The sequence below is a fragment of the Streptomyces sp. NPDC093109 genome (genome assembly GCF_040701725.1).
Classification (GTDB): Bacteria; Actinomycetota; Actinomycetes; order Streptomycetales; family Streptomycetaceae; genus Streptomyces.
In genome coordinates, this window is record NZ_JBFBEZ010000003.1 from 220,565 (window position 1) to 245,145 (window position 24,581).

20 protein-coding genes are annotated in these 24,581 nt (G+C 72.0%); 8 read left to right on the forward strand and 12 right to left on the reverse strand.

Annotated features, from left to right (window positions below; all coding sequences use genetic code 11):
- The first annotated feature begins 211 nt into the window (after positions 1-211).
- From AB0389_RS05345 to AB0389_RS05360, 4 genes are all read left to right on the forward strand, one after another.
- Positions 212-1,798: a sulfite oxidase gene (locus tag AB0389_RS05345; protein ID WP_366394088.1), complete on the forward strand. Its 1,587-nt coding sequence runs from the start codon at positions 212-214 to the stop codon at positions 1,796-1,798.
- Between the two features lie 176 nt (positions 1,799-1,974).
- The gene (locus tag AB0389_RS05350; RefSeq protein WP_366393967.1) at positions 1,975-2,637 is read left to right on the forward strand and encodes a fasciclin domain-containing protein; all 663 of its coding nucleotides are present in this window, start codon (positions 1,975-1,977) and stop codon (positions 2,635-2,637) included.
- A 104-nt stretch (positions 2,638-2,741) separates the two neighbouring features.
- The gene (locus tag AB0389_RS05355) at positions 2,742-4,280 is read left to right on the forward strand and encodes an amino acid permease (RefSeq protein ID WP_366393968.1); all 1,539 of its coding nucleotides are present in this window, start codon (positions 2,742-2,744) and stop codon (positions 4,278-4,280) included.
- A 67-nt stretch (positions 4,281-4,347) separates the two neighbouring features.
- On the forward strand, positions 4,348-5,475 hold the full coding sequence (locus AB0389_RS05360; protein WP_366393969.1) for a lysylphosphatidylglycerol synthase transmembrane domain-containing protein: 1,128 nt from the start codon (positions 4,348-4,350) through the stop codon (positions 5,473-5,475).
- A gap of 103 nt (positions 5,476-5,578) precedes the next feature.
- Here AB0389_RS05360 and AB0389_RS05365 read toward each other — a convergent pair whose 3' ends face one another.
- On the reverse strand, positions 5,579-6,217 hold the full coding sequence (locus tag AB0389_RS05365) for a helix-turn-helix domain-containing protein (RefSeq protein WP_366393970.1): 639 nt from the start codon (positions 6,215-6,217) through the stop codon (positions 5,579-5,581).
- 207 nt (positions 6,218-6,424) lie between these two features.
- Here AB0389_RS05365 and AB0389_RS05370 point away from each other — a divergent pair, with 207 nt between their 5' ends.
- The 4 genes from AB0389_RS05370 to atzF are packed head-to-tail and all read left to right on the forward strand — an operon-like array spanning position 6,425 to position 13,138.
- Complete coding sequence (locus AB0389_RS05370; RefSeq protein WP_366393971.1) at positions 6,425-7,252, forward strand: urea amidolyase associated protein UAAP1; 828 nt, start codon at positions 6,425-6,427, stop codon at positions 7,250-7,252.
- Positions 7,249-7,875, forward strand: coding sequence for an urea amidolyase associated protein UAAP2 (locus tag AB0389_RS05375; protein WP_366393972.1), 627 nt, complete (start codon positions 7,249-7,251; stop codon positions 7,873-7,875). Before AB0389_RS05370 ends, AB0389_RS05375 begins: the two co-directional genes overlap by 4 nt.
- Positions 7,872-11,465, forward strand: coding sequence for an urea carboxylase (gene uca, locus AB0389_RS05380; protein WP_366393973.1), 3,594 nt, complete (start codon positions 7,872-7,874; stop codon positions 11,463-11,465). The genes AB0389_RS05375 and uca overlap by 4 nt, the downstream gene beginning before the upstream one ends.
- An 11-nt stretch (positions 11,466-11,476) precedes the next feature.
- The gene (gene atzF, locus AB0389_RS05385) at positions 11,477-13,138 is read left to right on the forward strand and encodes an allophanate hydrolase (RefSeq protein WP_366393974.1); all 1,662 of its coding nucleotides are present in this window, start codon (positions 11,477-11,479) and stop codon (positions 13,136-13,138) included.
- 101 nt (positions 13,139-13,239) lie between these two features.
- Here atzF and AB0389_RS05390 read toward each other — a convergent pair whose 3' ends face one another.
- The 11 genes from AB0389_RS05390 to AB0389_RS05440 all read right to left on the reverse strand — a co-directional run bounded on the left by AB0389_RS05390 (position 13,240) and on the right by AB0389_RS05440 (position 24,511).
- Positions 13,240-16,068 carry a DEAD/DEAH box helicase gene (locus tag AB0389_RS05390; RefSeq protein ID WP_366393975.1) on the reverse strand — a complete coding sequence of 943 codons (2,829 nt, stop codon included), beginning with the start codon at positions 16,066-16,068 and terminating at the stop codon, positions 13,240-13,242.
- 148 nt (positions 16,069-16,216) lie between these two features.
- Positions 16,217-17,173: a twin-arginine translocase subunit TatC gene (gene tatC, locus AB0389_RS05395; RefSeq protein WP_366393976.1), complete on the reverse strand. Its 957-nt coding sequence runs from the start codon at positions 17,171-17,173 to the stop codon at positions 16,217-16,219.
- Between the two features lie 54 nt (positions 17,174-17,227).
- Entirely contained in the window at positions 17,228-17,524 is a 297-nt protein-coding gene (tatA, locus tag AB0389_RS05400; RefSeq protein WP_366393977.1) for a Sec-independent protein translocase subunit TatA, read from the reverse strand.
- 231 nt (positions 17,525-17,755) lie between these two features.
- Entirely contained in the window at positions 17,756-17,953 is a 198-nt protein-coding gene (locus AB0389_RS05405; protein ID WP_366393978.1) for a hypothetical protein, read from the reverse strand.
- A gap of 17 nt (positions 17,954-17,970) precedes the next feature.
- Positions 17,971-18,231, reverse strand: coding sequence for a hypothetical protein (locus AB0389_RS05410; RefSeq protein WP_114658369.1), 261 nt, complete (start codon positions 18,229-18,231; stop codon positions 17,971-17,973).
- Between the two features lie 130 nt (positions 18,232-18,361).
- Positions 18,362-19,312, reverse strand: a complete 951-nt coding sequence (locus AB0389_RS05415) for a WYL domain-containing protein (protein WP_366393979.1) — start codon at positions 19,310-19,312, stop codon at positions 18,362-18,364.
- 17 nt (positions 19,313-19,329) lie between these two features.
- Positions 19,330-20,286 carry a WYL domain-containing protein gene (locus tag AB0389_RS05420; RefSeq protein ID WP_366393980.1) on the reverse strand — a complete coding sequence of 319 codons (957 nt, stop codon included), beginning with the start codon at positions 20,284-20,286 and terminating at the stop codon, positions 19,330-19,332.
- Positions 20,287-20,406: 120 nt separating this feature from the next.
- Positions 20,407-20,775: an FKBP-type peptidyl-prolyl cis-trans isomerase gene (locus AB0389_RS05425; RefSeq protein ID WP_366393981.1), complete on the reverse strand. Its 369-nt coding sequence runs from the start codon at positions 20,773-20,775 to the stop codon at positions 20,407-20,409.
- A 43-nt stretch (positions 20,776-20,818) separates the two neighbouring features.
- Entirely contained in the window at positions 20,819-21,754 is a 936-nt protein-coding gene (locus tag AB0389_RS05430; protein ID WP_366393982.1) for an FKBP-type peptidyl-prolyl cis-trans isomerase, read from the reverse strand.
- A 117-nt stretch (positions 21,755-21,871) separates the two neighbouring features.
- Positions 21,872-23,233, reverse strand: a complete 1,362-nt coding sequence (gene pafA / locus AB0389_RS05435) for a Pup--protein ligase (protein ID WP_366393983.1) — start codon at positions 23,231-23,233, stop codon at positions 21,872-21,874.
- Positions 23,234-23,242: 9 nt separating this feature from the next.
- Positions 23,243-24,511: an MFS transporter gene (locus tag AB0389_RS05440; protein ID WP_366393984.1), complete on the reverse strand. Its 1,269-nt coding sequence runs from the start codon at positions 24,509-24,511 to the stop codon at positions 23,243-23,245.
- Between the last annotated feature and the right edge of the window lie 70 nt (positions 24,512-24,581).

Below are 24,581 nucleotides of genomic sequence, written 5' to 3' on the forward strand. Positions count from 1 at the left end.
CACCCCCTTCACGGTGTTCATTCGGGCCGGCGGGGGCGAGGGATTGGTGTGCGGTGCGATCTTTCTGCGACTTTCCCGGCGCAGTACTTTTTTTCATTCGTTCGGGTTCCCGACCAATCCGCCTGGCATCCCGCACCGAATGGCCGGTGTGAGCGAAGATCCGAAAGTGCCGGTAACCGAGGAGAGTCAGCGCGGCCCCACGGCGCGCCTGGTGCGCGGTGCTCTGGCCGCGCTCAGCGGCCTGATCGCGGGGTTCACGGCGCTGGCGGTCGCGGAGCTGGTGTCGGCGGCCGTACGGCCCGAAGCGAGTCCCGTCACGGCGGTCGGCGGAGCGGTCATCGACCTGACCCCGCCCGCCCTGAAGGACTTCGCCGTACGGAACTTCGGCACCAACGACAAGCTGGTGCTCCAGCTCGGCATCCTGGCCCTCCTGGCGCTCTTCGCCATGGCGGTCGGAGTGGTCGCGCTGCGGCACCGACTGGTGGGCTCGGCGGCGGTGCTGGTCTTCGGCGCGATCGGGGCGGTGGCGGCGGTGAGCCGTCCGGACGGCGGTCTCCTCGACGCCGTGCCCTCGGTGGTGGGCGCCCTGGTGGCCGGGGCGGTGCTTTATCTCCTGGTCACCAGGCTCACACTCCGCCCGCTCCGTCCGTACCGGGCGGCCACGGGTACGGACGGAGCCACCGTCCCGGACGCGGGCGGCGGGAGCGGCTTCGACCGGCGCGGCTTCGTCATCGCCGCGACGACGGCGGTGGCGGCGTCGGCCGGAGCGGGTGTCCTGGGGCAGCGGCTCAACGCGTCGGGGGCGGCCGGCGCCGTCGCGTCCCGCGCGAAGACCGTACTGCCCACGCCCGCCTCACCGGCCCGTCCGGTGCCGGCGGGCGCGGACCTCAAGGTCCGCGGGCTGTCCTCCTTCACGACGTCCAACAAGGACTTCTACCGGGTGGACACGGCGCTCGTCGTGCCCAGGATCGATGCCACCTCCTGGCGGCTGAGGATCCACGGCAAGGGCGTCGCCCGGCCGCTGACGCTGAGTTTCGACGATCTGCTCCGCCGGGAGCTGATCGAGCGGGACATCACCCTGACCTGCGTGTCCAACGAGGTCGGCGGTCCGTACGTGGGCAACGCCCGCTGGATCGGCGTCCGGCTGGCCGATCTGCTGCGCGAGGCGGGCGTCAGGCCGCCCTCGAAGGGCGGTCCCGCCGACCAGCTCCTGGCCCGCTCGGTCGACGGAATGACCATCGGCTCACCGGTCGAGACGGTCATGGACGGCCGCGACGCGCTGCTGGCGCTGGGGATGAACGGGGAGCCGCTCCCCTTCGACCACGGCTTCCCGGTACGGATGGTGGTCCCGGGGCTGTACGGCTATGTCTCGGCCTGCAAGTGGCTCCAGGACCTCGAACTCACCACGTTCGCCGACTACGACGCGTACTGGGTGAAGCGGAGCTGGTCCCAGCGGGCTCCCATCAAGACGGAGTCTCGGATCGACACCCCGCGCCCGTTCGCCTCCCCCAGGGCCGGCACCGTCCCGGTCGCGGGGGTGGCATGGGCGCAGCACCGCGGGATCGCCCGGGTCGAGGTACGGGTCGACGGCGGACCGTGGCACACCGCGCGGCTGGCGGCCCAGGACACCACGGACACCTGGCGCCAGTGGGTCTGGGAATGGCCCGCCACCAGCGGCAACCACACCCTGGAGGTCCGGGCCACCGACCAGGACGGCTACACCCAGACCGACAAGCGGGTCGGCACCGTGCCCAACGGCGCCACCGGCTGGCACTCGGTCGTGGTCGCGGTGAGCTGATCGCCGGTCACGCGACCCGCGACCATCGGTCGCCGCCTCCGTAACACCACGTCACACCGCCCCCTCGCCTCGGCACCGCCTTGCCCGAGGGAGCTCGGCCTTGCCCGAGCGAGCTCCACAAAGCACCACATAAGCGCGCGGAACGCTCCGCGCACACCTTCCCAAGGAGATACGCCATGAACGCCACCCGCTTCCAGCGCACCGCCCTCGCCGCCCTCGGTGTCGTCGTCCTGCCGCTCGCTCTCACGGCCTGCGGCGGCGACAGCAAGGACACCAAGAGCAGCGGCGACTCGTCGAGCGCCGCCGCCGAGGAGACCACCGGCACGGACACCGGCTCGGCGGACGACGCGGCCGGCACGGGCGACAAGCCGTTCGGTACGGCCTGCGCCTCGGTACCGCAGACCGGCGCGGGCTCCTTCGACGGCATGTCGAAGGACCCGGTCGCGACCGCCGCGTCCAACAACCCCGACCTCTCCACCCTGGTGACCGCGGTGAAGAAGGCCGGTCTGGTGGACACCCTCAACAACGCCGAGAACATCACGGTCTTCGCGCCGACCAACGAGGCCTTCGCCAAGATCCCGAAGGCCGACCTGGACAAGGTCCTGGCCGACAAGGCGACCCTGACGAAGATCCTCACCTACCACGTCGTGGGCGAGAAGCTGACCCCGAAGGCGCTGGAGGACGGCACCTTCCCGACCCTGGAGAAGAGCGCCCTCAGCACCAAGGGCTCGGGCGAGTCGTACACCGTCAACGACACCGCGAAGGTCGTCTGCGGCAATGTCCCCACCGCCAACGCGACCGTCTACATCATCGACACCGTCCTGATGCCCAAAATGTGACGCGGTGAGGAAATGTGCCCCGTCCGGACACGGGCGTGTGATGCCGGTGAAACAGCCTCTCCTTAATTTCTGTCAATCGACAGGAATCGGAGACAGGGGCTGTCATGACCGCCACCGCACCCACGGACGTACGGCACGGACCGACCGAACCCGGCGGGGACGGGACCGGCCAGGGCGATTCCGTCGCCCTGGCCGGATTCGGCTACCGGCAGGAACTGCACCGCAGCATGGGGCGGTACGCGTCCTTCGCCGCGGGCTTCTCCTTCATATCCGTCCTCACGACGGTCTTCCAGTTCTTCGCCTTCGGCTTCTCGTTCGGCGGCGCGGCCTTCTTCTGGACCTGGCCGGCCGTGCTCGTCGGACAGCTGCTCGTCGCCGCCTGCTTCGCCGAACTGGCCGCCCGTTACCCGCTGTCCGGCGCGATCTACCAGTGGTCGACCCGGCTGTCGACGCCCGCCTTCGGCTGGTTCGCCGGCTGGATCATGGTGATCGGCCAGATGGTCGTGGTGGCCGCCGCCGCCCTCGCGCTCCAGGTCGTCCTGCCCGCCATCTGGAGCGGATTCCAGCTGGTCGGCGGCGATCCGGCGCCGACCTCCGTGAGCGGCGCGGCCAACGCGGCGGTGCTCGCCGTCATCCTGCTGGCGCTGACGACGGCGGTGAACCTCGTCGACAACCGGGTGATGTCCCTCATCAACCGGGTCGGGGTGACCGCCGAGATCATCGGCGCGGTCCTGATCGTCGTGCTGCTGTTCACGCACGCCGAACGCGGTCCTGGCGTCACCCTCCACACCGGAGGCCAGGGCGGCGCCATCGGCGCGCTGCTCGTGGGCTCGTTCACCGCCGCGTACGTCCTGATCGGCTTCGACAGCGCGGGCGAGCTGAGCGAGGAGACCCGCTCCCCCCGCCGCACCGCGCCCCGTACGATCCTGCTCGCCCTCACGGCGGCCGGGGTGCTCGGCGGGCTGCTGCTGCTCGGCGGCATCCTCGCCGCGCCGAGCCTCACCGACGGCAGGCTCGGCACCGACGGGCTCTCGTACGTGCTGACCAGCACGCTCGGCGACGGCGTCGGCCGGCTGCTGCTCGCCGATGTGGCGCTGGCCATCGCCGTGGCGACGCTCGCCATCCAGACGTCCGGCTCGCGCATGCTGTTCTCGATGGCGCGGGACGGGGTGCTGCCCGCCGCGCGCCCGCTGGCGAAGGTCTCGCCGCGTACGGGGATGCCGACCGGGCCCGCGCTGGTGGTCGGCGTGGTCGCGGCGGCGCTCTGCCTGCTCAACCTCGCGTCCCCGGAGGCGTTCCTGGCCATCGGTACGACCTGCATCGCGATGCTCTACCTCGCGTACGCCATGGTCACGGGCCCGATGCTGATCGGCAGGCTGCGCGGCACGTACTCGGCGCGGGCGGGCGAGGAGGAGACGGACGAGGCCGGTCGGCCGCTGTTCTCCCTGGGCCGCTGGGGCCTGCCCGTCAACGCGCTGGCCTGCGTGTACGGCCTGGCGATGGCCGTCAATCTGGCCTGGCCCCGGGCGGCGGTGTACGACCCGGCGGGCGGCCACTGGTACTTCCAGTGGTTCACCGTGCTCTTCCTGCTGGTCACCGTGGGGCTCGGGGCCCTGTGGCGGGTGCTGCGGACACGGCGGTAGCCACGCGGACATCCCGGGCCCGTGGCTTGCCTGTGATGGGCGGTATCCGCGTCGTACGGTGACGTCCGTGGCGGAGGAGGCGCGGGAGGCACCCGGGGCGGACGAGGCGGACGGGGCGGGCAGCGACGGTACGGACGGCACCGGCGGCCGGGAGTCCGGGCCGCCGCCGTCCCCCGTGCGCGCGCGCCGCCGGCCGTGGTGGATCCTCTCCGCCGTGGTGATCGCCGCGGCCGTCGCCGTCGCCGTGAGCCGGCGCGACGAACTGGCCTCGGCCCTCCGTCTGCTCTCCGCCGTCCGGCCGGCCCGGCTCGGCCCTGTCGCCGTCTGCGAGGCGGCGTCCCTGACCTGCCTGGCGGCGCTGCAGTGGCGGTTGCTGCGCATGGGCGGGGCGCGCTTGCGTTTCGGCCTGTTCGGGGGCATGGTCCTGGCGGCCAACGCCGTGGCAGGCGCGCTGCCAGGCGGTGCGGCCTTCGCCGCCGGGTGGCTGTTCGGGCAGCTGCGGCGGCGGGGCGTGCCGGGCGTGCTCGCCGGGTCGGCCCTCGCCGTATCGGGTCTGCTGTCGGCTCTCGCCCTCTTCTCGCTGCTGGTGGCCGGGGTGCTGACGGGCGGTTCGGCGGGGCCCGCGGGTCTGCGTTCCGCCGTGCTCTGGCCGACGGCCGTTCTCCTCGTACTCGCGGCCGGAGCCGTCGCCCTGTCCCGGTTGGCGCCGGTACGGCGGCGGGCGTGGCGGCTCTGGCGGCGCCTCGGGGTCCGCTCCCGCCGGATGTGGCACATCGAGGACGGCCTGTCGCGGCTCGCCCGGGACGTGCGGGCCCGGCGGCGGGGCCGGCTCCCGTGGCTGACGCCGTTCGCGCTCGCGCTGGCGAACTGGGTCCTCGACGCGGCCTGCCTCCTCGCCTGCGCCTGGGCGCTGGGCATCGGGATTCCGTGGCGGGGCATCCTCGTCGCCTACTGCCTCACTCAGCTGACGGGAGCGCTGCGGCTCACCCCGGGCGGACTGGGTGTCGTCGAGGCCAGTCTGACCACGCTTCTCGTGCTCTACGGTCTCCGCGCCGACCAGGCGATCGCGCTCACCCTGCTGTACCGGATCGCGAGTTACTGGGCCCTTCAGCCGATCGGCTGGGCGAGCTGGCTCGGCATCACGGCCGCCTCACGGCTCCGGGAGAAGGCGGCCGAGAACAACCGCTCGCGGTAAGGCGTACGGGGCAACCGGAGACAGTCGCGCGCGCCTACGCCCGCCCGACCGCGCCCCTGCCCGCGCCTCAGCCCTCGTCTCCGCCCGCGCCCCTGCCCGCGCCTCAGCCCTCGCCCCGCTCCGCCCCCACGATCCGCAGCGCCGCATCCGCCGTCGCCGCCGCGAACGCCGCCACCGGCCGCGCCGGATCGGAGCGGTGGACCAGGATCACGCCCTCGATCAGCCCGAAGACCAGATCCGTACGGAGCGCGGCCTCGTCCTTCTCCAGCGCCGCGCCCGCCGCGGTCGCGGCCAGCAGCGCGCCGTACGCGTCCTTCAGCTCGGCCCGTACCCGGTGGAAGCCGTCGAAGCGGTCCACCCGGACCTCGGGGAGCAGATACAGCCCGCCGAGGTTGTGCGGCCCGCCGCAGAGAAGTTCGACGTCCGAGCGGCACAGCTCCCACAACCTGGCCTCCGCGGAGCGCTCCTGATCGGCCAGCAGCTCGCGGGCCAGCTCCAGCGAGGGCCGTACGGTCGACTCCAGCAGTGCGGCGAGGAGATCCTCCTTGCCGCCGAAGTAGTGGTACATCGTGGCCTGCCGCAGCCCGGCGCGCTCGGCGACGGCCCGGGTGGTCGTCGCCGCGTACCCGTGCGTGGTGAAGAGTTCGGCCGCCGCGCGCAGCAGCTCCTCGGACGCGGACAGCCCGCTGTCCGGCCGCTGCTCCGCGCGCGGCCGGCCGACCCGTCGTCCCGTGGTCACCATGGGTCCGATCGTCGCACACGCCCCCGCGGTGCCCGTCCGCGGTTCCGCGTGAGTGTCCGGTAACTCCCGCGCAACACCCGGGCAATGGATCCGACGCACCCTCTCCGTAATTTCTGTCGGGCGACAGAAATCACGCGAGTGACGGCGAGTACCGGACACCGCCACCCAGGCGAGTACCGGACACCGCCACCCAACGGAGGCCGAGCCATGGCGACAGCGACGACTTACGGGGCCAGGGACCACGCCCGTGCCCAGGCCGGTACCGCGGCCGAGAACATGCCGACGGTGCCCGCCACCGACTGGCCGGATCCGCCCTGCGAGGCCGGCCATCTCGTCTGGGCGGAGACCGTGGCCGGCGGCGGCTACACCCACCGGACGGTGGCCCGCGGCACCGAGCTCCGGCTCACCGACCGCCACGGCGACGCCTGCGCCCATCTGCTGCTCCTCGCGGCCGGCCGGCCCTGGGAGCGCCTCAACACCGCCGACACCGTCAAGGTGCAGTGGAACGCGTACCTCCGCGCCGGCCAACTGCTGCTGTCCAGCCACGGCCGGGTCCTCGCCACCCTCGTCACCGACACCGCCGACGGCCGCCACGACGCCCTCTGCGCCACCTCCACCCTGGCCGGCAACACCGCCCGCTACGGCGCCGGCGCCCCGCACTCCGCCTCCCCCGCCGGCCGTGAGCTGCTGAAACTCGCCGCGCTCAAGAACGGCCTCGAACCCCGCGACCTGCCGCCGTCCGTCTCCTTCTTCCAGGGCGTGGTGGTACGGGACGACGGCGCGCTGGAGTTCACGGGCTCGGCCGGCCCCGGCGGCTCCGTGACGCTCCGCGCCGAGCAGGACCTGACCGTACTGCTCGCGAATGTGCCGCATCCGCTCGATCCGCGGCCCGCCTACACCAGCACCGCGCTGGAGGTGCTGGCCTGGACCGCGGGGCCCACCGCGCCGGGCGATCCCCTGTGGGACGCCACCCCCGAGGGCCGCCGCGCCTTCCTCAACACCGCCGAGTACCACACCTCGAAGGGCATCCGATGAGCACCACGGCCGTTCCCGCCCGGGCCGCCTGGTCCGCCGTCGTCCCCGCCGGGCACCACCTCACCCTCACCGATCTGCACGGCAACCAGGCCGTGGACTTCCTGGTGTACGACGCGCACGACACCGCCGTCCGCTACAGCGCCCCCGACACCATCGGCGCCCAGGGCAATGTCTTCCTCACCACCGGCAGCGTCCTGCTCTCCAACGAGCACACCCCGCTGATGACCGTCACCGAGGACACCTGCGGCCGGCACGACACCCTCGGCGGCGCCTGCTCCAAGGAGTCCAACACCCTGCGCTACGGCCATCACACCTGGTCGCAGCATGCCTGCATGGACAACTTCCTGAGCGAGGGGGCGCGCCACGGGCTCGGCCCGCGCGATCTCGTCCCCAACATCAACTGGTACATGAACGTACCCGTCGAGAAGGACGGCACCCTCGGCATCGTCGACGGCATCTCCGCGCCGGGGCTGCGCGTCACGCTCCGCGCCGAGACCGATGTGCTGGTGCTGGTCTCCAACTGCCCGCAGATCAACAACCCCTGCAACGGCTTCGACCCGACGGCCGTCGAGATGACGATCAGCGACGGAACGCCGCCGAGCGACGACGGGACCACCCCATGACCTCCGACAGCGTCGACACCTTCGACACGCTCCTCGTCGCGAACCGCGGTGAGATAGCCGTCCGGATCATCCGCACCGCCCGCCGCCTCGGACTCCGTACGGTCGCGGTCTTCTCCGACGCCGACCGCACGGCCCCGCACGTACGGCTCGCGGACGAGGCGGTACGGCTGGGACCCGCGCCCGCCAAGGAGTCCTACCTGGACGCGGGGCTGATCCTGAAGGCCGCGGAGCGGACCGGCGCGGGCGCCGTCCACCCCGGCTACGGTTTTCTCTCCGAGGACGCGGACTTCGCCCGGAGCTGCGAGGACGCCGGGATCGCCTTCGTCGGCCCGACCCCCGGTCAGCTCGACCTGTTCGGCGCCAAGCACACCGCGCGCGCCGCCGCCGAGGCCGCGGGCGTCCCGCTGGCCCCCGGCACCGGGCTGCTGCCGGATCTCGGCGCCGCGCTGGCCGCCGCCGACCGGATCGGCTACCCGGTGATGCTGAAGGCGACCGGCGGCGGGGGCGGCATCGGGATGCGTGCCGTGCACGACCCGGCCGGGCTCACCGACGCCTGGGAGGGGGTACGGCGGGTCGCGGCGGCGTCGTTCTCCTCCGCCGGACTCTTCCTCGAACGCCTCGTCGAACACGCCCGCCATGTCGAGGTCCAGGTCTTCGGCGACGGCGCGGGCCGCGTCGTCACCTTCGGCGACCGGGACTGCTCGCTCCAGCGCCGCAACCAGAAGGTGCTCGAAGAGGCCCCGGCCCCCGGCCTGCCCGACCGGGTCCGCCGTCAACTCGCCGACCACGCGCGGGAGCTGTGCGCCTCGGTCGGCTACCGGTCCGCCGGTACGGTCGAGTTCGTCTACGACGCGGCCCGCGAGGAGGCGTACTTCCTGGAGGTCAACACCCGTCTCCAGGTGGAACACCCGGTCACCGAGGCCGTCTACGGAGTCGACCTCGTCGAGTGGATGCTGCGCCTCGCCCAGGGCGAGCGGTCCGTCGTCCAGGAGCCGCCCGCGCCGCGCGGCCACTCCGTCGAGGCCCGTGTGTACGCGGAGGACCCCGGCCGGGACCACCGACCCGGCGCCGGACTCCTCACCCATGTCTCCTTCCCGCCGGAGTCCGACGCCCGCGTCGACGCGTGGATCGAGACGGGCACCGAGGTCACGACGGCGTACGACCCGATGCTGGCCAAGGTCATCGTCCACGGCGCCGACCGTACGGAGGCCCTCGCGGCGCTCGACCGGGCGCTCGCCGCCACCCGTATCGACGGCATCGAGACCAACCTCGGGCTCGTACGGGCCGCCCTGCGCCACCCCGATGTCAGCGCCGCCGCCCACTCCACGGCCACCCTCGCGACCGTCACCGATCCGACACCGCGCATCGAGGTGACCGCGGGCGGCACCCTCACCACCGTGCAGGACTGGCCGGGCCGCACCGGCTACTGGCAGGTCGGCGTGCCGCCGTCGGGGCCGATGGACAGCCTCTCGTTCCGGCTCGGCAACCGCGCGCTCGGCAACGACGAGGGCGCGCCGGGCCTGGAGTGCACCCTCCAGGGCCCCACCCTCCGCTTCACCACCGCCACCACCCTCTGTGTCACCGGCGCCCCCGCGCCGGTCACCGTCGACGGCACACCTGTCGCGCAGTGGGAGCCGGTCACGGTCCCGGCCGGCGCGACCCTCACCGTCGGCGCGCCCGCCGAGCTCGGGCTGCGGACGTACGTCCTGTTCGCGGGCGGCGGGCTGGACGTGCCGGACTTCCTGGGCAGCGCGGCCACCTTCACCCTCGGCCGGTTCGGCGGCCACGGCGGGCGCGCGCTGCGCACCGGCGACGTCCTGCACGGGCACGCGGCCGGCGAAACGCCCGCCCGGCCGGAGGCCACCGCTTCCGTACCCGCCGCCGAGCGCCCCGCCTTCTCCACCACCTGGCGGATCGCGGTGGTCGAAGGCCCGCACGCGGCGCCGGAGTTCTTCACCGAGGACGACATGCGGGCGTTCTACGCCGCCGAGTGGAAGGTCCACTTCAACTCGGCGCGCACCGGCGTCCGGCTGATCGGCCCCAAGCCGCGCTGGGCACGCGGCGACGGCGGCGAGGCCGGACTCCACCCCTCCAACATCCACGACACGCCGTACTCCGTCGGCGCCGTCGACTACACCGGCGACATGCCCGTCCTCCTCGGCCCCGACGGGCCCTCGCTCGGCGGCTTCGTCTGCCCGGCGACGATCGTCACCGGTCAGCGCTGGAAGCTCGGCCAGCTGCGCCCCGGCGACACCGTCCGCTTCGTGCCCGTCACCCCGGACACGGCCGCCGCGCTGCGCCTGGCCCCCGCCACCGAGCCCGTCGCCGACCGGCCGGACATCACCGACGGTGGCATTCTCGGCCGGGGCGCGTCCGTCACGTACCGCCGCAGCGGCGACGACAACGTGCTGGTCGAGTACGGCGAGATGCGGCTCGATCTGGCGCTGCGGATGCGGGTCCACGCCCTCGCCGAGGCGGTGGCGGCGGAGGAGCTGCCCGGGATCACGGACCTCACCCCCGGGATCCGCTCGCTCCAGATCCAGCTGGACCCGGACACGCTGTCCCAGGACGCGCTGCTCGCGGTGCTCACCCGGATCGAGGGCGAACTGCCGCCCACCGATGAGCTGGTGGTCCCGTCCCGTACCGTCCATCTGCCGCTGTCCTGGGACGATCCGGCGACCCGCGAGGCCATCGCCCGCTATATGGCGGGGGTACGGGACGACGCGCCCTGGTGCCCGTGGAACATCGAGTTCATCCGCCGGATCAACGGCCTGGAGTCGCCGGACGAGGTCTACCGCACGGTCTTCGACGCCGAATATCTCGTGCTGGGGCTCGGTGACGTCTATCTGGGCGCGCCGGTCGCCACCCCGCTGGACCCCCGGCACCGGCTGGTCACCACCAAGTACAACCCGGCCCGTACCTGGACCGCCGAGAACTCCGTCGGGATCGGCGGCGCGTATCTCTGCATCTACGGCATGGAGGGGCCCGGCGGCTACCAGTTCGTGGGCCGGACGACCCAGGTGTGGTCGGGCTGGCAGCAGCGCGGGGCGTTCCAGGAGGGCAAGCCGTGGCTGCTGCGTTTCTTCGACCGGATCAAGTGGTATCCGGTCGGCGCGGACGAACTCCTCACGCTCCGCGCCGACATGGCGGCGGGCCGCTTCGTCCCCCGGATCGAGGAGGGCACGTTCTCGCTCGCGGAGCACGAGCGCTTCCTCGCCGCGAACGCCGCGTCGATCGCGTCCTTCCGGGCCGGTCAGTCGGCGGCCTTCGAGGCGGAGCGGACCGCGTGGGAGGCGGCGGGCGAGTTCGACCGTACCGACGAGGTGCCCGTGGCCGCCGTCCCGCGCGCGGAGATCACGGTCCCGCCGGGCGGACGGCTGCTGGAGGCGGAGTTCGCCGCGTCGGTCTGGCAGCTGAACGTCGCCGCCGGTGACCGGGTGAGCGCGGGTCAGCCGCTGCTCGCACTGGAGGCGATGAAGATGGAATCACGGGTCCACGCACCGGCGGACGGTGTGGTGACGGAGGTTCTGACGTCGCCCGGCGCCCAGGTGGAAGCGGGCACTCCGCTGCTGGTCCTGTCCCCCGCGTAAGGAGCGTTCCCATGCATGTTTTCTCCGCACTCGACCGGGTCCGGGCCGCCTACCGGCGCATCGCGGAGGTGGACCGCCCGGAGATCTGGATCACCCTGCGGCCCCAGTCCGAGGTGGAGGCCGAGGCCCGCGCCCTGGACGCCACCCCCTCGGGGACCGGCGGACCGCTGCCGCTGGCCGGCCGGCTGGTCGCGGTCAAGGGCAATATCGATGTCGCCGGTCTGCCCACCACGGCAGGCTGCCCGTCGTACGCGTACGAGCCGGAGCGCGACGCCCCCGCCGTGGCCCGGCTGCGGGCGGCGGGCGCGCTGGTGCTGGGAGTGACGAACCTCGACCAGTTCGCCACCGGCCTGGTCGGCACCCGCTCGCCGTACGGCGCGGTGCGGGGCTCCCGTGACCCCGAGCGGATCTCGGGCGGCTCCAGCTCCGGCTCCGCCGTGGCCGTGGCGCTGGGGATCGTGGATCTCGCGCTGGGCACGGACACGGCGGGCTCCGGCCGGGTGCCCGCCGCCTTCAACGGCATCGTCGGGCTGAAGCCGTCGCGCGGACTCGTCCCCACCGAGGGTGTGGTGCCCGCCTGCGCGAGCCTGGACTGCGTCACCGTCTTCGCCCGTACGCTCCCCGAGGCGAGCGAGGCGCTCACGCTGATCTCCGTCGCCCCGGGCAGGCCGGCCCCGCACCGGACGCCGGGCCCGTGGCGCGTCGCCGTCCCGGCGGACCTCGCGCAGCTCGGTGAGCTGGACGAGGGCTGGGCCGAGGCGTACGAGGCCGCCGCCGCCCGGCTCGCGGCGGCGGGAGCGCGGCTGGTGCCGATCGATCTGACGCCGTTCAGCGAGGCGGCGCCGATGCTGTACGAGGGCGCGTTCGTCGCCGAGCGCTACACGGCGGTGGGTGAGTTCGTGGACGCCCACATGGACGACGCCGGTCTCGATCCCACGGTCGCCGGGATCATCGGCCGCGCCCGCGACATCCCGGCGCACCGGCTCTACGCCGATCTGGCGCGGCTCGACGCCCTGCGCGCGGCGGCGATGGCCGGGCTCGGCGACGCGGACGCGCTGCTGCTGCCCACCGCGCCGGGCCATCCCACGCTCGCCGAGGTGGCCGCCGACCCGCTGGGGGCGAACGCCCGGCTCGGCCGGTTCACCAACTCGACCAATCTCTTCGATCTGGCGGCGGTCGCGGTCCCCGGCGAGGAGGTACGGGGCCTGCCCTTCGGTGTGATGCTCATCGGCCGGGCCGGTACGGACGACCGGCTGGCCGCGCTCGCCGCGCTGCTCACCCCGCCGGTCCGGCTCGCCGTCGTCGGCGCGCATCTGACCGGGCAGCCCCTCAGCGGGCAGCTCCTGGCCCTGGGCGCCCGGCTGGTCCGTACGACGGAGACGGCGCCGGTCTACCGGCTGTACGCGCTGGACACCACCCCGCCGAAGCCGGGCCTGGTCCACGTGGATCCACGGGGGGCCACGGAGGGAGCGGCGATCGAGGCCGAGGTCTGGGAGCTGCCCCCGGCGGGCCTCGGCGCGCTCACCGCCGCGCGCCCCCGGCCCATGGCGATCGGGCGGGTGGAGCTGGCCGACGGGACCGCCGTCGCGGGCTTCCTCTGCGAGCCCTCCGCGCTCACGCACGCGAAGGACATCACCGAGTACGGCGGCTGGCGCGGGTACCTGGCCGGCTGAGCACCACGACGGCTGACCACCACGGCCAGAGAAGCGGGCCCCCGCCGGAAGGAGAGTTTCCGGCGGGGGCCCGGCCCTGTCGTCGGCCGTGCTGCGACCGCTCAGCCGACCGAGCTGTACGCCACCACCCCGCGCAGCACCGCGTCGACGGCCTTCCGCGCGTTCTTCGCGACCGTGCTGTTCTCCCGGGGGGCCGCCGCCGCGATCTGCCCGAGCACATCGATGACCTGCTTGCACCAGCGCACGAAGTCGCCGGCCGGCATCTCCGCCTCGCGCAGCACCTCGTCGAGCCCCTTGCCCGAGGCCCACATGTGGACCGCCCAGGCGAACCCGACATCGGGCTCGCGCTGGCCGACCCCCTCGGTCTGGCTGATCTTGAGGTCCTCCTCCAGGGCGTCGAGCCGGCCCCAGATCCGGATCATCTCCCCCAGCGCCTCCTTCGCCGCGCCCGAGGGCACCTTCGGCGCGACCGCGTCGTCGGCCTGGCGCGCCTCGTACACCAGCGCCGACGCGCAGGCGGCCAGCTCGGCAGGGGACAGCCCCTCCCAGACGCCGTCGCGCAGACACTCGCTGGCCAGCAGGTCCAGCTCGCCGTAGAGCCTGGCCAGCCGCTTGCCGTGCTGGGTGACCTCGTCGCCGCGCAGATAGTCCAGCTCGGTGAGGAGCGCCACGATCCGGTCGAAGGTGCGGGCGATGGTGTTCGTCCGGCCCTCGATCCGGCGCTCCAGCTGGCGGGTGTCCCGCTGGAGGCGGTGGTAGCGCTCGGCCCAGCGCGCGTGGTCCTCCCGCTCGTCGCAGCCGTGGCAGGGGTGGGCGCGCAGCTCGGTGCGGAGCCGGGCGATCTCCCGGTCGTCGGCCGCCGTCGCGCGTTCCTTGCGGTGCCGCTCGGGCACGATGTGGCCGGCCTTGCTGCGCAGCGCGGACGCCAGATCGCGGCGGGACTGGGGCGAGCGCGGGTTGAACGACTTGGGGATCCGCATCCGCTCCAGCGTCTCCACCGGCACCGGGAAGTCCATCGACGCCAGCCGCTTGACCTGCCGTTCGGCGGTCAGGACGAGCGGGCGCGGCCCGTCCTGGTGCTCGAATCCGCGGTGCCCGTTGGCACGCCCGGCCGGCAGCCCGGGTTCGAGCACGAGCGCGAGCCCGGCGAACTTGCCCGTGGGGACGTGGATGACATCGCCGGGCTTGAGCTTCTCCAGCGACGAGGCCGCCGCCGCCCGGCGCTGCGCCGCGCCCTGCTTGGCCAGGTCCGTCTCGCGGTCCTTGAGGTCGCGGCGCAGCCGCGCGTACTCCTCGAAGTTCCCGAGGTGGCAGGTCATGCCCTCGCGGTAGCCGTCGAGGCCCTCCTCGTTCCGCTGGACCTGCCGGGAGATCCCGACGACCGACCGGTCGGCCTGGAACTGGGCGAACGAGGTCTCCAGCAGCTCCCGCGAGCGGTGCCGGCCGAACTGCTGTGTCAGGTTCACGGCCATGTTGTACGAGGGCCGGAAGCTGGAGCGCAGCGGGTACGTCCGGGTCCCGGCGAGTCCGGCCAGCGCGCCCGGGTCCATGCCGCGCTGCCAGAGGACCACGGCGTGGCCCTCGACGTCGATGCCCCGGCGTCCGGCGCGCCCGGTGAGCTGGGTGTACTCGCCGGGGGTGATGTCGGCGTGGGTCTCGCCGTTCCACTTGACGAGCTTCTCCAGCACCACGGACCGGGCCGGCATGTTGATGCCGAGGGCGAGTGTCTCGGTGGCGAAGACCGCCTTGACCAGCCCGCGGACGAACAGCTCCTCGACGACCTCCTTGAACGTCGGCAGCATCCCGGCGTGGTGCGCGGCGATGCCCCGCTCCAGGCCCTCCAGCCATTCGTAGTAGCCGAGGACGTGCAGGTCCTCGCCGGGGATGGCGGCCGTGCGCTCCTCGACGATCTCGCGGACCCGCTGGCGCGCCGCGTCGCTGTTGAGCCGCAGTCCGGCGAAGAGGCACTGCTGTACGGCGGCCTCGCAGCCGGCGCGGCTGAAGATGAACGTGATCGCGGGCAGCAGCCCCTCGGCGTCGAGGCGTTCGATGACCTCGGGCCGGGAGGGGGTCCAGATCCGGCCGCGCTGGCGCCGCTCGCGCTCCCGGTCCGCCTCGCGGACCATCTTGCCGCGGCGCCGCTCGCGCGGGTTGTACGTGCGCTGGTTCTCCATCCGGGCCAGCCGGACGAGGTCCGGGCTGACCTCCCGCTTGGCGATGCCCCGTCCGCCGTGGTCGGTCTCCTCCTCGAAGAGGTCGTACATCCGGCGGCCGGCCATCACATGCTGCCAGAGCGGTACCGGCCGGTGTTCGGAGACGATCACTTCGGTGTCGCCGCGGACGGTGTCGAGCCAGTCGCCGAACTCCTCGGCGTTGGAGACGGTCGCGGAGAGGGAGACAAGGGTGACCGACTCGGGGAGGTGGATGATCACCTCTTCCCAGACGGCGCCCCGGAAGCGGTCGGAGAGGTAGTGGACCTCGTCCATCACCACATAGCCGAGCCCCAGCAGCGACTGCGAGGAGGCGTAGAGCATGTTGCGGAGGACTTCGGTGGTCATCACGACCACCGGCGCGTCCGCGTTGACGCTGTTGTCCCCGGTGAGCAGGCCGACCTTGTCGGCGCCGTAGCGCTTGGCGAGGTCGGTGTACTTCTGGTTGGAGAGCGCCTTGATGGGGGTCGTGTAGAAGCACTTGCGGCCCTCGGCGAGGGCCAGGTGCACGGCGAATTCGCCGACGATCGTCTTGCCGGAGCCGGTGGGCGCCGCGACGAGCACGCCCTTCCCCGACTCCAGCGCCCGGCACGCCTCGATCTGGAACGGGTCGAGACCGAAGTCGTACATCTCGCGGAACGGTGCGAGAGCCGTGGCCTGATCGGCGGCGCGGATCCGGGCAGCGGCGTAGCGCTCGGCTGGTGAGAGGTCCTCTGTCATCTTGCGTTCGAGCCTACCCGCCACCTCTGACAGTCAGCCCGATCTTTAATAGTGCTTGGGCCACGGTCGGCACGGCGACAGACGCCGCGGGGCCCGCCGGTTCGTTCCGGCGGGCCCCGCGGCATCGAGCGCGTCGAGCGCGTACGGATCAGGTGACGTCGTCGTAGCCGTTCAGCCGGTCCGTGCGGCCGCCGTCGGACTGGGCGGGCAGCTCGGGGCGGCCCGAGGCGGCGACGGTCGCGGTCCCGTTGATGGGCTCGGGGGTCAGGTCCAGCTCGGAGGCCTCGTCGTCGTCGAGGTCGCGGTCCGGGTTGCCGAGGTTCCGCCGCCGGTCGTTGATCAGCGAGAAGCCGCACGCCAGGAAGTACAGGACGGCCAGCGGGAGGGCGAGCACCAGCATGGAGATGGGGTCGCCGCCGGGGGTGGCGATCGCGGCGAAGATCGTCAGGCCGACAACCATGCCGCGCCACCAGCCGAGCATCCGCTTGCCGCTGAGCACCCGGGTCATATTGAGCAGGATCAGCAGCAGCGGCAGCTCGAAGGCGAGCCCGAAGACGATGACCATGCGCGTGATGAGGTCGAGGTAGTCATCGAGCGGCAGCAGGTTCTTGGCGTCCTCGGGGGTGAAGCTCAGCATGATCGACGCCGTCTCCGGCAGGATCGTGTACGCGAGGGTCGCGCCGCCCAGGAACAGCGGGACGCCGAGCGCCACGAAGCCGAGCGAGTAGCGCTTCTCCTTGCTGTGCAGCCCGGGCGCGACAAACGCCCACAGCTGGTAGAGCCAGACCGGGGTGGCGGCCAGGAACCCCGCCATCAGCGACACCTTCAGCGCGATGGTGAACGGCGACATCAGTCCGCTGGTGACCATGTCGGCGCACGGCTTGCCGTTGACCATGGTCGTGGCGCCGTTGGTGCAGCCGACCGAGGAGAGGATCGGCTCCATCAGGAACTTGAAGATCCGGGCCTGGAAGAACATGGCGATGATGACCGCCACGAGAATGGCCAGAACCGCCTTCAGCAGACGGTTCCGCAGCTCACGCAGGTGCTCCGTGAGGGGCATGCGCCCCTCGGTGTCTCTCTCCTGCTTCGGGGCAGACTTGCGCAACCCGCGTCCCTCGTCTCGTTCCGGAAAGCGTCCGACCGGTCAGTCGTGTACGCGTCAGCTCTGCGCGGTGCGGTTCGGCTCGGTGACCGGACGAGCGCTGGTGACGTCGCCGGGCGCGGCCTGGATGGTGCGCGCGGCGGCCTGGGGCTGGGCGGCGGCGTCCGCGGGCTGCTCGGCGGCGGGGGCCGCGGCGGCCTCGTCGTCCTTCTTCATCGCCTTGGCCTCGCTCTTGAGAATGCGGGCCGACTTGCCGAGCGAACGCGCCATGTCGGGAAGCTTCTTGGCACCGAACAAGAGAAAGACAATGCCGACGATCAGGAGAAGCTCTAGGGGCTTGAGGTTGCCGATCATGGAGATTCCTTCTCACTGGAGGCGGCTGGATGGGGAAGACACCGTCACCGTAACCGCCGGACCTGTGTGTCCGGTAGGTGGTGCTCCGGCGATCGTAACCCGCGGGGGTGAACGTGGGGCAATGCCCTTGCGTACGTCCCTTCTCGGCACGGACCACCGGATTTCCGGACTCCGCTCCGCAGCGTACCCCGCGTACGGGCCCCCGCAGCAGAGGGCGGACCTGCCCGAAAGTTATCGGAGGGCGTCGCCGGTGGCGGCCAGCCGGGTCGCCGAGCGCTCCAGTTCCTCGGCCGCCCGGTGGATCTCTTCGGTGGTGGCGGCGACCTGCCGGCCGAGCCGCTGGGCTTCGAGGAAGACACGGACCGCCAGCACACCGAGCACGGCGATCCCGCAGAATCCGAGGGCGATGGCGAGCATGGGCCAGAACATGAGCGGAAGACCGGTCCTTACAGAGTGGAGTGGAGCCGCAGCGTCCGCACGCCGCCCCCGGTGAGGAGTTCGACGATGCGTTCACCCGCGGGCTTGCGGACCGAGGACTGGCACTCGGGGCAGGTGAAGGAGTAGAAGGTGGTGCTGCGGCTGGCCCCTATCGCGAGGCGCAGCGCGCCGGCGGACAGTTCGAAGGCCGCGCGGCACTCGGGGCAGGCGGCCTTGAAGAGGACCGGGACCACCGCCGAGAGCCCCGGCAGTCCTGACGTCGCCGACATTTTCCTGGTTCTCCTCTGTGCATCGTCGCTTGTGCATCGTCGCTCGTGCTTCTTCGCTCAGGATCCGTGACACACGGCCGGAACCGGCCGCCACCGGCAGTCCACCCGGCGCCACCGGCCGCTTCCGGCCTCAGACTCCGTACGCCGCCAGCGCTTCGGCCGCGGCCCGCCGCGCGCTCGCCGCGAGGTCCGGCGGCGAGACGATCCGGCCGTCGCCGCCCAGCCGCAGCGCGAGCCGGCGCAACGAGGCCGGCTCGGGGGTGCGCAGGGTGATCCGCAGCCCGCCGCCGGGCAGCTCCTCGGCGGAGTCGTGCGGGTAGTACTCGGCCACCCACCGGCCCCCGGGGCCCACCTCGACGACCACCTCGGGGTCCTCCGCCGACGGCTGCACCAGCCCCTCGGACAGATCCCGCAGCTCCAGCTCCGGGGGTGCGGCCGGGGCGTCCAGCAGCTTGATCTCGGCCACCCGGTCGAGCCGGAAGGTCCGGCGCGCCTCGGAGAGCCGGCACCAGGCCTCCATATAGGTGTGGCCGACGGCGAACAGCCGGATGGGGTCGACCTCGCGCTCGGTCAGCTCGTCCCGCGCCGGCGAGTAGTAGCGCAGCCACAGCCTGCGCCGCTCGGAGATGGCCCGGTCGACCTCGGCGAAGACGCCGCCCTCCGACTCGAAGATCACCGAGAGCCGGGAGCTGGCGCCCGCCGCCTCGCCCGCCGCGGTCTCCAGCTTGGCGGTGGCCCGCAGCAGCGCCTCGCGGTCCCCCTCGCGCAGCCCCGGCAGGGTCGCCACGGCGCGCGCGGCGACCAGCAGCGCCGTCGCCTCGTCGGCGGCGAGCCGCAGCGGCTCGGCGACATCGTCCGGGTTGTGCCACCAGATGCGGTCGCCGTCCGTGTCGATGTCGAGCAGATCGCCGCCCCGGAAGCTGGTCCCGCACATGGGCAGCACGTCGAGGTCGGAGATCAGCTCGTCCTCGGTGATCCCGAAGGCGCGGGCCACATCGCTGACGTGCGCCCCGGGGCGCTCGCGCAGATAGGTGACCAGCGAGAGCATCCGCCGGGTCTGGTCGATGGCGTTGGCTGCCATGGTCTTGCGACTCCCCCTCAGCCCCGGGCCACGGCGCGCAGCCGCTCCAGGACATCGGCCCGCAGATCCGCGGGCTCCAGCACGAGCACGTCAGGGCCGAACTCCACCAGCCAGGCGTCGAGGCCGTGACCGTACGGGATCTCCAGCTCGTCCCAGCCGTCGCCCAGTTCGCGCGACGACACGGCCCTGGCACGCAGCGGATAGCCGCAGCCGGTACGCAGCCTGATCAGCGCCGAGCGGGTCGCCGTCTCGCCCGCCCAGCTCTCCACGGTCTCCCGGACGGTGACCACGTCCGGTACGGGCGCGCCGAAGGCCCCGGTGCGCGAGCGGACCCGGCCGGTGATGCGGGAGAGCCGGAAGACGCGTTCGGCGCCCCGGTCGCGGTCCCAGCCGGCCAGATACCAGTGGCCGCGCCAGCACTCCAGCGTCCACGGTTCCACCTGGCGCTGCTCGGGGCTGGCGGAGTTGGCCTTGCGGTAGTCGAAGACCACGGGCCGGCGGTCGCGGCAGGCCAGCATCAGCGGTTCGAAGGCGGCCTCGTGGACGGGGATCCGCGGTTCGAGGGCGCCGTGGTGCGCCTCGTACGCGTCCTGTGCCTCCGGCATCCCGGCGGCGCGCAGCTTCTGCAGCGCGCCGCTCGCCGCGCCCGCGAGCCGGGCCTGCTGCCACACCTTGGCGGCCAGCCCCAGCGCGGCGGCCTCCTCGGCGTCGAGGGTGATGGGCGGGAGCCGGTTGCTGTCGCGCCGGGCCAGATAGCCGACATCGCCGTCGAGGCTCTCCACCGTCTCGATGACCAGGCCGAGTTCGCGCAGATCGTCCTTGTCTCGTTCGAACATGCGGTTGAACGAGTCGTCGTTGCCGGCTTCGAGATACGCCTCGATGGAGCCGCGCAACTCACGTTTGCTGAGCGGGCGTCTGGTCCCGAGGAGACACAGCGCCAGATTCATCAGTCGCTCGGCCTTGGCAATGGCCATCGACGTCTCGCACCCCTTTGATCGTGGAGCTCCGCCCGCTGACCGTACCGTCCCCGGGTCTCGCGGCAAAAGCCGAGGGTCCATGCCGGACGGCATGGACCCTCGTGTCTCCGGTACGGATCAGACGGAGACGAGGTCGCAGACGAAGATCAGCGTCTCATTGGGCGCGATGGGGCCCTGGCCGCGCTCCCCGTACGCGAGGTGCGCGGGGATGATCAGCTCACGCCGGCCGCCGACCTTCATGCCCTGCACGCCCTGGTCCCAGCCCGGGATGACCTGACCGGCGCCGAGCCTGAACGGCAGCGGGGCGCCGCGGTTCCAGGAGGAGTCGAACTCCTCGCCGCTGGAGAAGGCCACACCCACGTAGTGCACCTTGACGTTGGCGCCGGCCTTGGCCTCCGCGCCGTCGCCCTCCCAGATGTCACGGATCTGGAGATCGGCCGGCGGCTCGCCACCCGGGAAGTCGACCTCGGGCTTCTCGATGCTCACTGAACTGCTCCCTCTGAATGATGAACGGACAACCGGGACAGTGTTACACCTTCGCCAGGATGTCCACGGCGAACACCAGCGTGGAGTTCTTCGGGATGCCCTGCTGCTCCTGGTCACCGAAGGCCTGGTCCGGCGGGATCACGACCAGAATCCTGCTGCCCAGCTTCTTGCCGACGATGCCCGACTTGAGGCCCTTGAGCGTGAGCTGCGGCAGCGGGAACGTCGTCGTACGGCCCGTCTTGTACGTGGAGTCGAACTGCTTGGCGCCCTTCCAGAGGTACGCCGCGTAGTTCAGCACGACGGTGTCCGAGTCCTTGACGACCTCGCCCTTGCTCTCCAGCACATAGTTCGAGACCAGCTTCTTCGGCGGGTCGCCCTTCGGGATCGTGACCGTCGGCTCCTTGCCGTCGTCGTTCGTCCCCACCACCGGCAGCGCCTTGTCGTCCTGCGGCACCGCGGAGCCGGCGGCGGACTTCGGCACCTGGGTCGCCTTCAGAATGTCCACGACGAAGACCAGCGTGGCATTGGGCTTGATGTCGCCCTGCCCCTGGGCGCCGTACCCGAGGTCCGGCGGGATCCCCAGCTCGACCCGGCTGCCGACCTTCTGGCCCTCGAGACCCTGGTCCCAGCCCTTGATGACCATGCCGGCACCGACCGTCAGATCGAGCGGCTGCTTACGGTCGAAGCTGTTGTCGAACGGCTTGTCGGAATCCCAGCTCTGCCCGAGGTAGTTGACCTGGATGGCGTCGCCCTTGACGACCTTCGCGCCGTCACCCTGGCTCAGGACATCAACCTTCAGCGCCTTCGGCGGTGTGCCCTCCCCCTTGTCCAGGGTCGGCTTCTGTCCGAACTTGGCACCCTCGCTGATCGCGGGGAGACCGTTCTTGGACGGGGTGGTGGAGTCGGAGCCTCCGTCGCCACCGCAGGCCGCGGTCAGCAGCAGCGCGGGGACGATGATGAGGCCGGCAAGTCGGCGCACGTGTTCCTCAGATCTCAGACGGCACGGTAGGCGCCCACTCTAGGGCGTGCCACGGGCCCCGTACGCGATATGTACGGGGCCCGTGACACGCATTACGCCGACGGAGTCGGCTCCGGCTCACATACCGGCGATGAGCTTTTCCACCCGTTCGTCCACAGAACGGAACGGGTCTTTGCAGAGCACCGTGCGCTGCGCCTGGTCATTGAGCTTCAGATGCACCCAGTCGACCGTGAAGTCCCTGCGCTGTTCCTGGGCACGGCGGATGAAATCGCCGCGCAGCCGCGCCCTGGTGGTCTGCGGGGGCACCGATTTACCCTCGAAGATCTTCATGTCATTGCAGATCCGCGCGGCCTGGCCGCGCTTCTCCAGCAGGTAGTAGAGACCACGACGGCGGTGAATGTCGTGGTAGGCGAGGTCTATCTGAGCGACCCTCGGATGCGACATGGTCAGATTGTGCTTGGCCCGGTACCGCTCGATGAGCCGGTATTTCATGACCCAGTCGATCTCGGTGGAGATACGGTCGAGATCCTCCGCCTCGATCGCGTCGAGCGTGCGGCCCCACAGCTCCAGGACCTGTTCGACCGTGCCGGTACGGATTCCGCGGCGCTCCACGAAATCCACGGCCTTCTCGTAGTACTCGCGCTGGATCTCCAGGGCGGAGGCCTCCCGGCCGCTCGCCAGGCGCACCTTGCGCTGTCCGGTGAGATCGTGGCTGACCTCGCGGATCGCCCGGATGGGGTTCTCCAGGGTCAGATCGCGCATCACCGTGCCCGCCTCGATCATGCGCAGCACGAGATCGGTGGCGCCGACCTTGAGCAGCATGGTCGTCTCGGACATGTTCGAGTCGCCGACGATGACATGGAGCCGCCGGTAGCGCTCCGCGTCGGCGTGCGGCTCGTCCCGGGTGTTGATGATCGGACGGGAGCGGGTGGTGGCGGAGCTGACCCCCTCCCAGATGTGCTCGGCGCGCTGGCTGGCGCAGAAGACGGCTCCGCGCGGGGTCTGGAGCACCTTGCCCGCGCCGCAGATGAGCTGCCGGGTGACGAGGAAGGGGATGAGAATGTCCGCGAGCCGGGAGAACTCCCCGTGGCGGGCGACGAGGTAGTTCTCGTGGCAGCCGTAGGAGTTTCCCGCCGAGTCGGTGTTGTTCTTGAAGAGATAGACGTCGCCCGCGATTCCCTCCTCGTGCAGGCGGCGTTCGGCGTCGACGAGCAATCCTTCGAGAATGCGCTCGCCCGCTTTGTCGTGCGTGACCAGTTCGGTCACGTTGTCGCATTCGGGAGTCGCGTATTCCGGATGCGAACCCACGTCGAGGTAGAGGCGGGCGCCGTTCCGCAGGAAGACATTGCTGCTGCGGCCCCATGACACAACACGGCGGAAGAGGTAGCGCGCCACTTCGTCAGGTGACAGTCGGCGCTGTCCCCTGAACGTGCACGTGACGCCGTACTCGTTCTCCAGCCCGAAAATGCGGCGGTCCATGTCTGAACATTACGCCTGATGACCGGAGCTGAAACCGGGTTGGGCCGCACCGCTTGGATCATTTTCCGTCCGGATGGTGGCATCGGCCGGTCCCGCGGGAGCCACGAGGACCCGCTGAGTGGCCAGCAGGACCAGCAGCGCGGCGGCCCCGCCGCCCCCGGCGACGGCGAAGCCCGCCACCGTACCGCCCAGCTCCACGGCGGGTCCCGCGACGGCCGTGCCGAGCGCCGTGCCGACGCCGAAGGTCGTCACGAGCCAGGAGAACGCCTCGGTGACGGTGCCGCGCGGGGCGTGCCGGTCGACCACGATGAACGCGCAGGCGATGGCGGGCGCCAGGAAGACTCCGGCGAGCGCGAACAGCCCGTTCATCGCGAGGATGCCCGGGGCGATCATCAGCGGCAGGTAGCAGAGCGCGAGGAGCGCGACGATGGCCCGCAGCCGCCGTTCGGGCGCACCGGCCCACTGCCTGGCCCCGTACCCCAGCCCGCCGACCAGCGCGCCGAGCCCGAGGGCCGCCATCAGCCAGCCGTACACCGCCTCGCGGCCCCGGTCGTCGGCGTACGCGAGGCCCGCCACGGTGATCGAGCCGAGGGCCACCCCGATGAAGAGGAACGCGCCGAGCAGTACGAGCAGTCCGGGCGAGCGCAGGGCGCCCAGCCAGTGCGCCTCGCGGGGCGCCGAGCGCCACTGCCGGGACGGCCGGGACAGGACGACGGAGAGCGCGCCGAGCACGCCTATGGCGTTGATGACGAGCAGCGCGGCGGCCGGGGAGCGGAGCGAGACCAGCAGGGTGACCAGCAGCGGGCCGACCGTGAACATGACCTCCTGCGCCACGGCGTCCATGGCGTACGCCCGGTGCACCCGCTCCTCACCGCCGAGGACGCTGGGCCACAGCGCCCGCAGCCCGCCCTCCAGCGGCGGGGTGAACACCCCGGCGACGGCGACGGCCGGGTAGGCGAGTGCCGGGGAGTCCGCGCCGGCGAGGACGAGCAGCACCATCCCCAGGGCGGAGACCACGGCGGCGGGCAGCTGCACCCGGGGCTGGCCGTAGAGGTCCACGGCCCGGCCGAGCAGTGGCTGGCCGACCGCCGTGGCGATGCCGTAGACCGCCGCCAGCGCCCCGGCCAGGCTGTAGCTGCCGCCGCCCGCCCGGACGAACAGGACGATCGCGATCGGGGCCGTGGCGCTCGGCAGCCGCCCCACGAGCGTGCCGGTCAGCAGGCGCGCGGCGTACGGCGCCTTGAGGATGTCTGCGTACCCGGTGGGTCGCGCGGCCATGTCCCGCCCTCTCCGTCGTTCTCCCGGCGGTTCGGCACCGGGCGAGGTTTTACGTATAACGTCAGGGTCA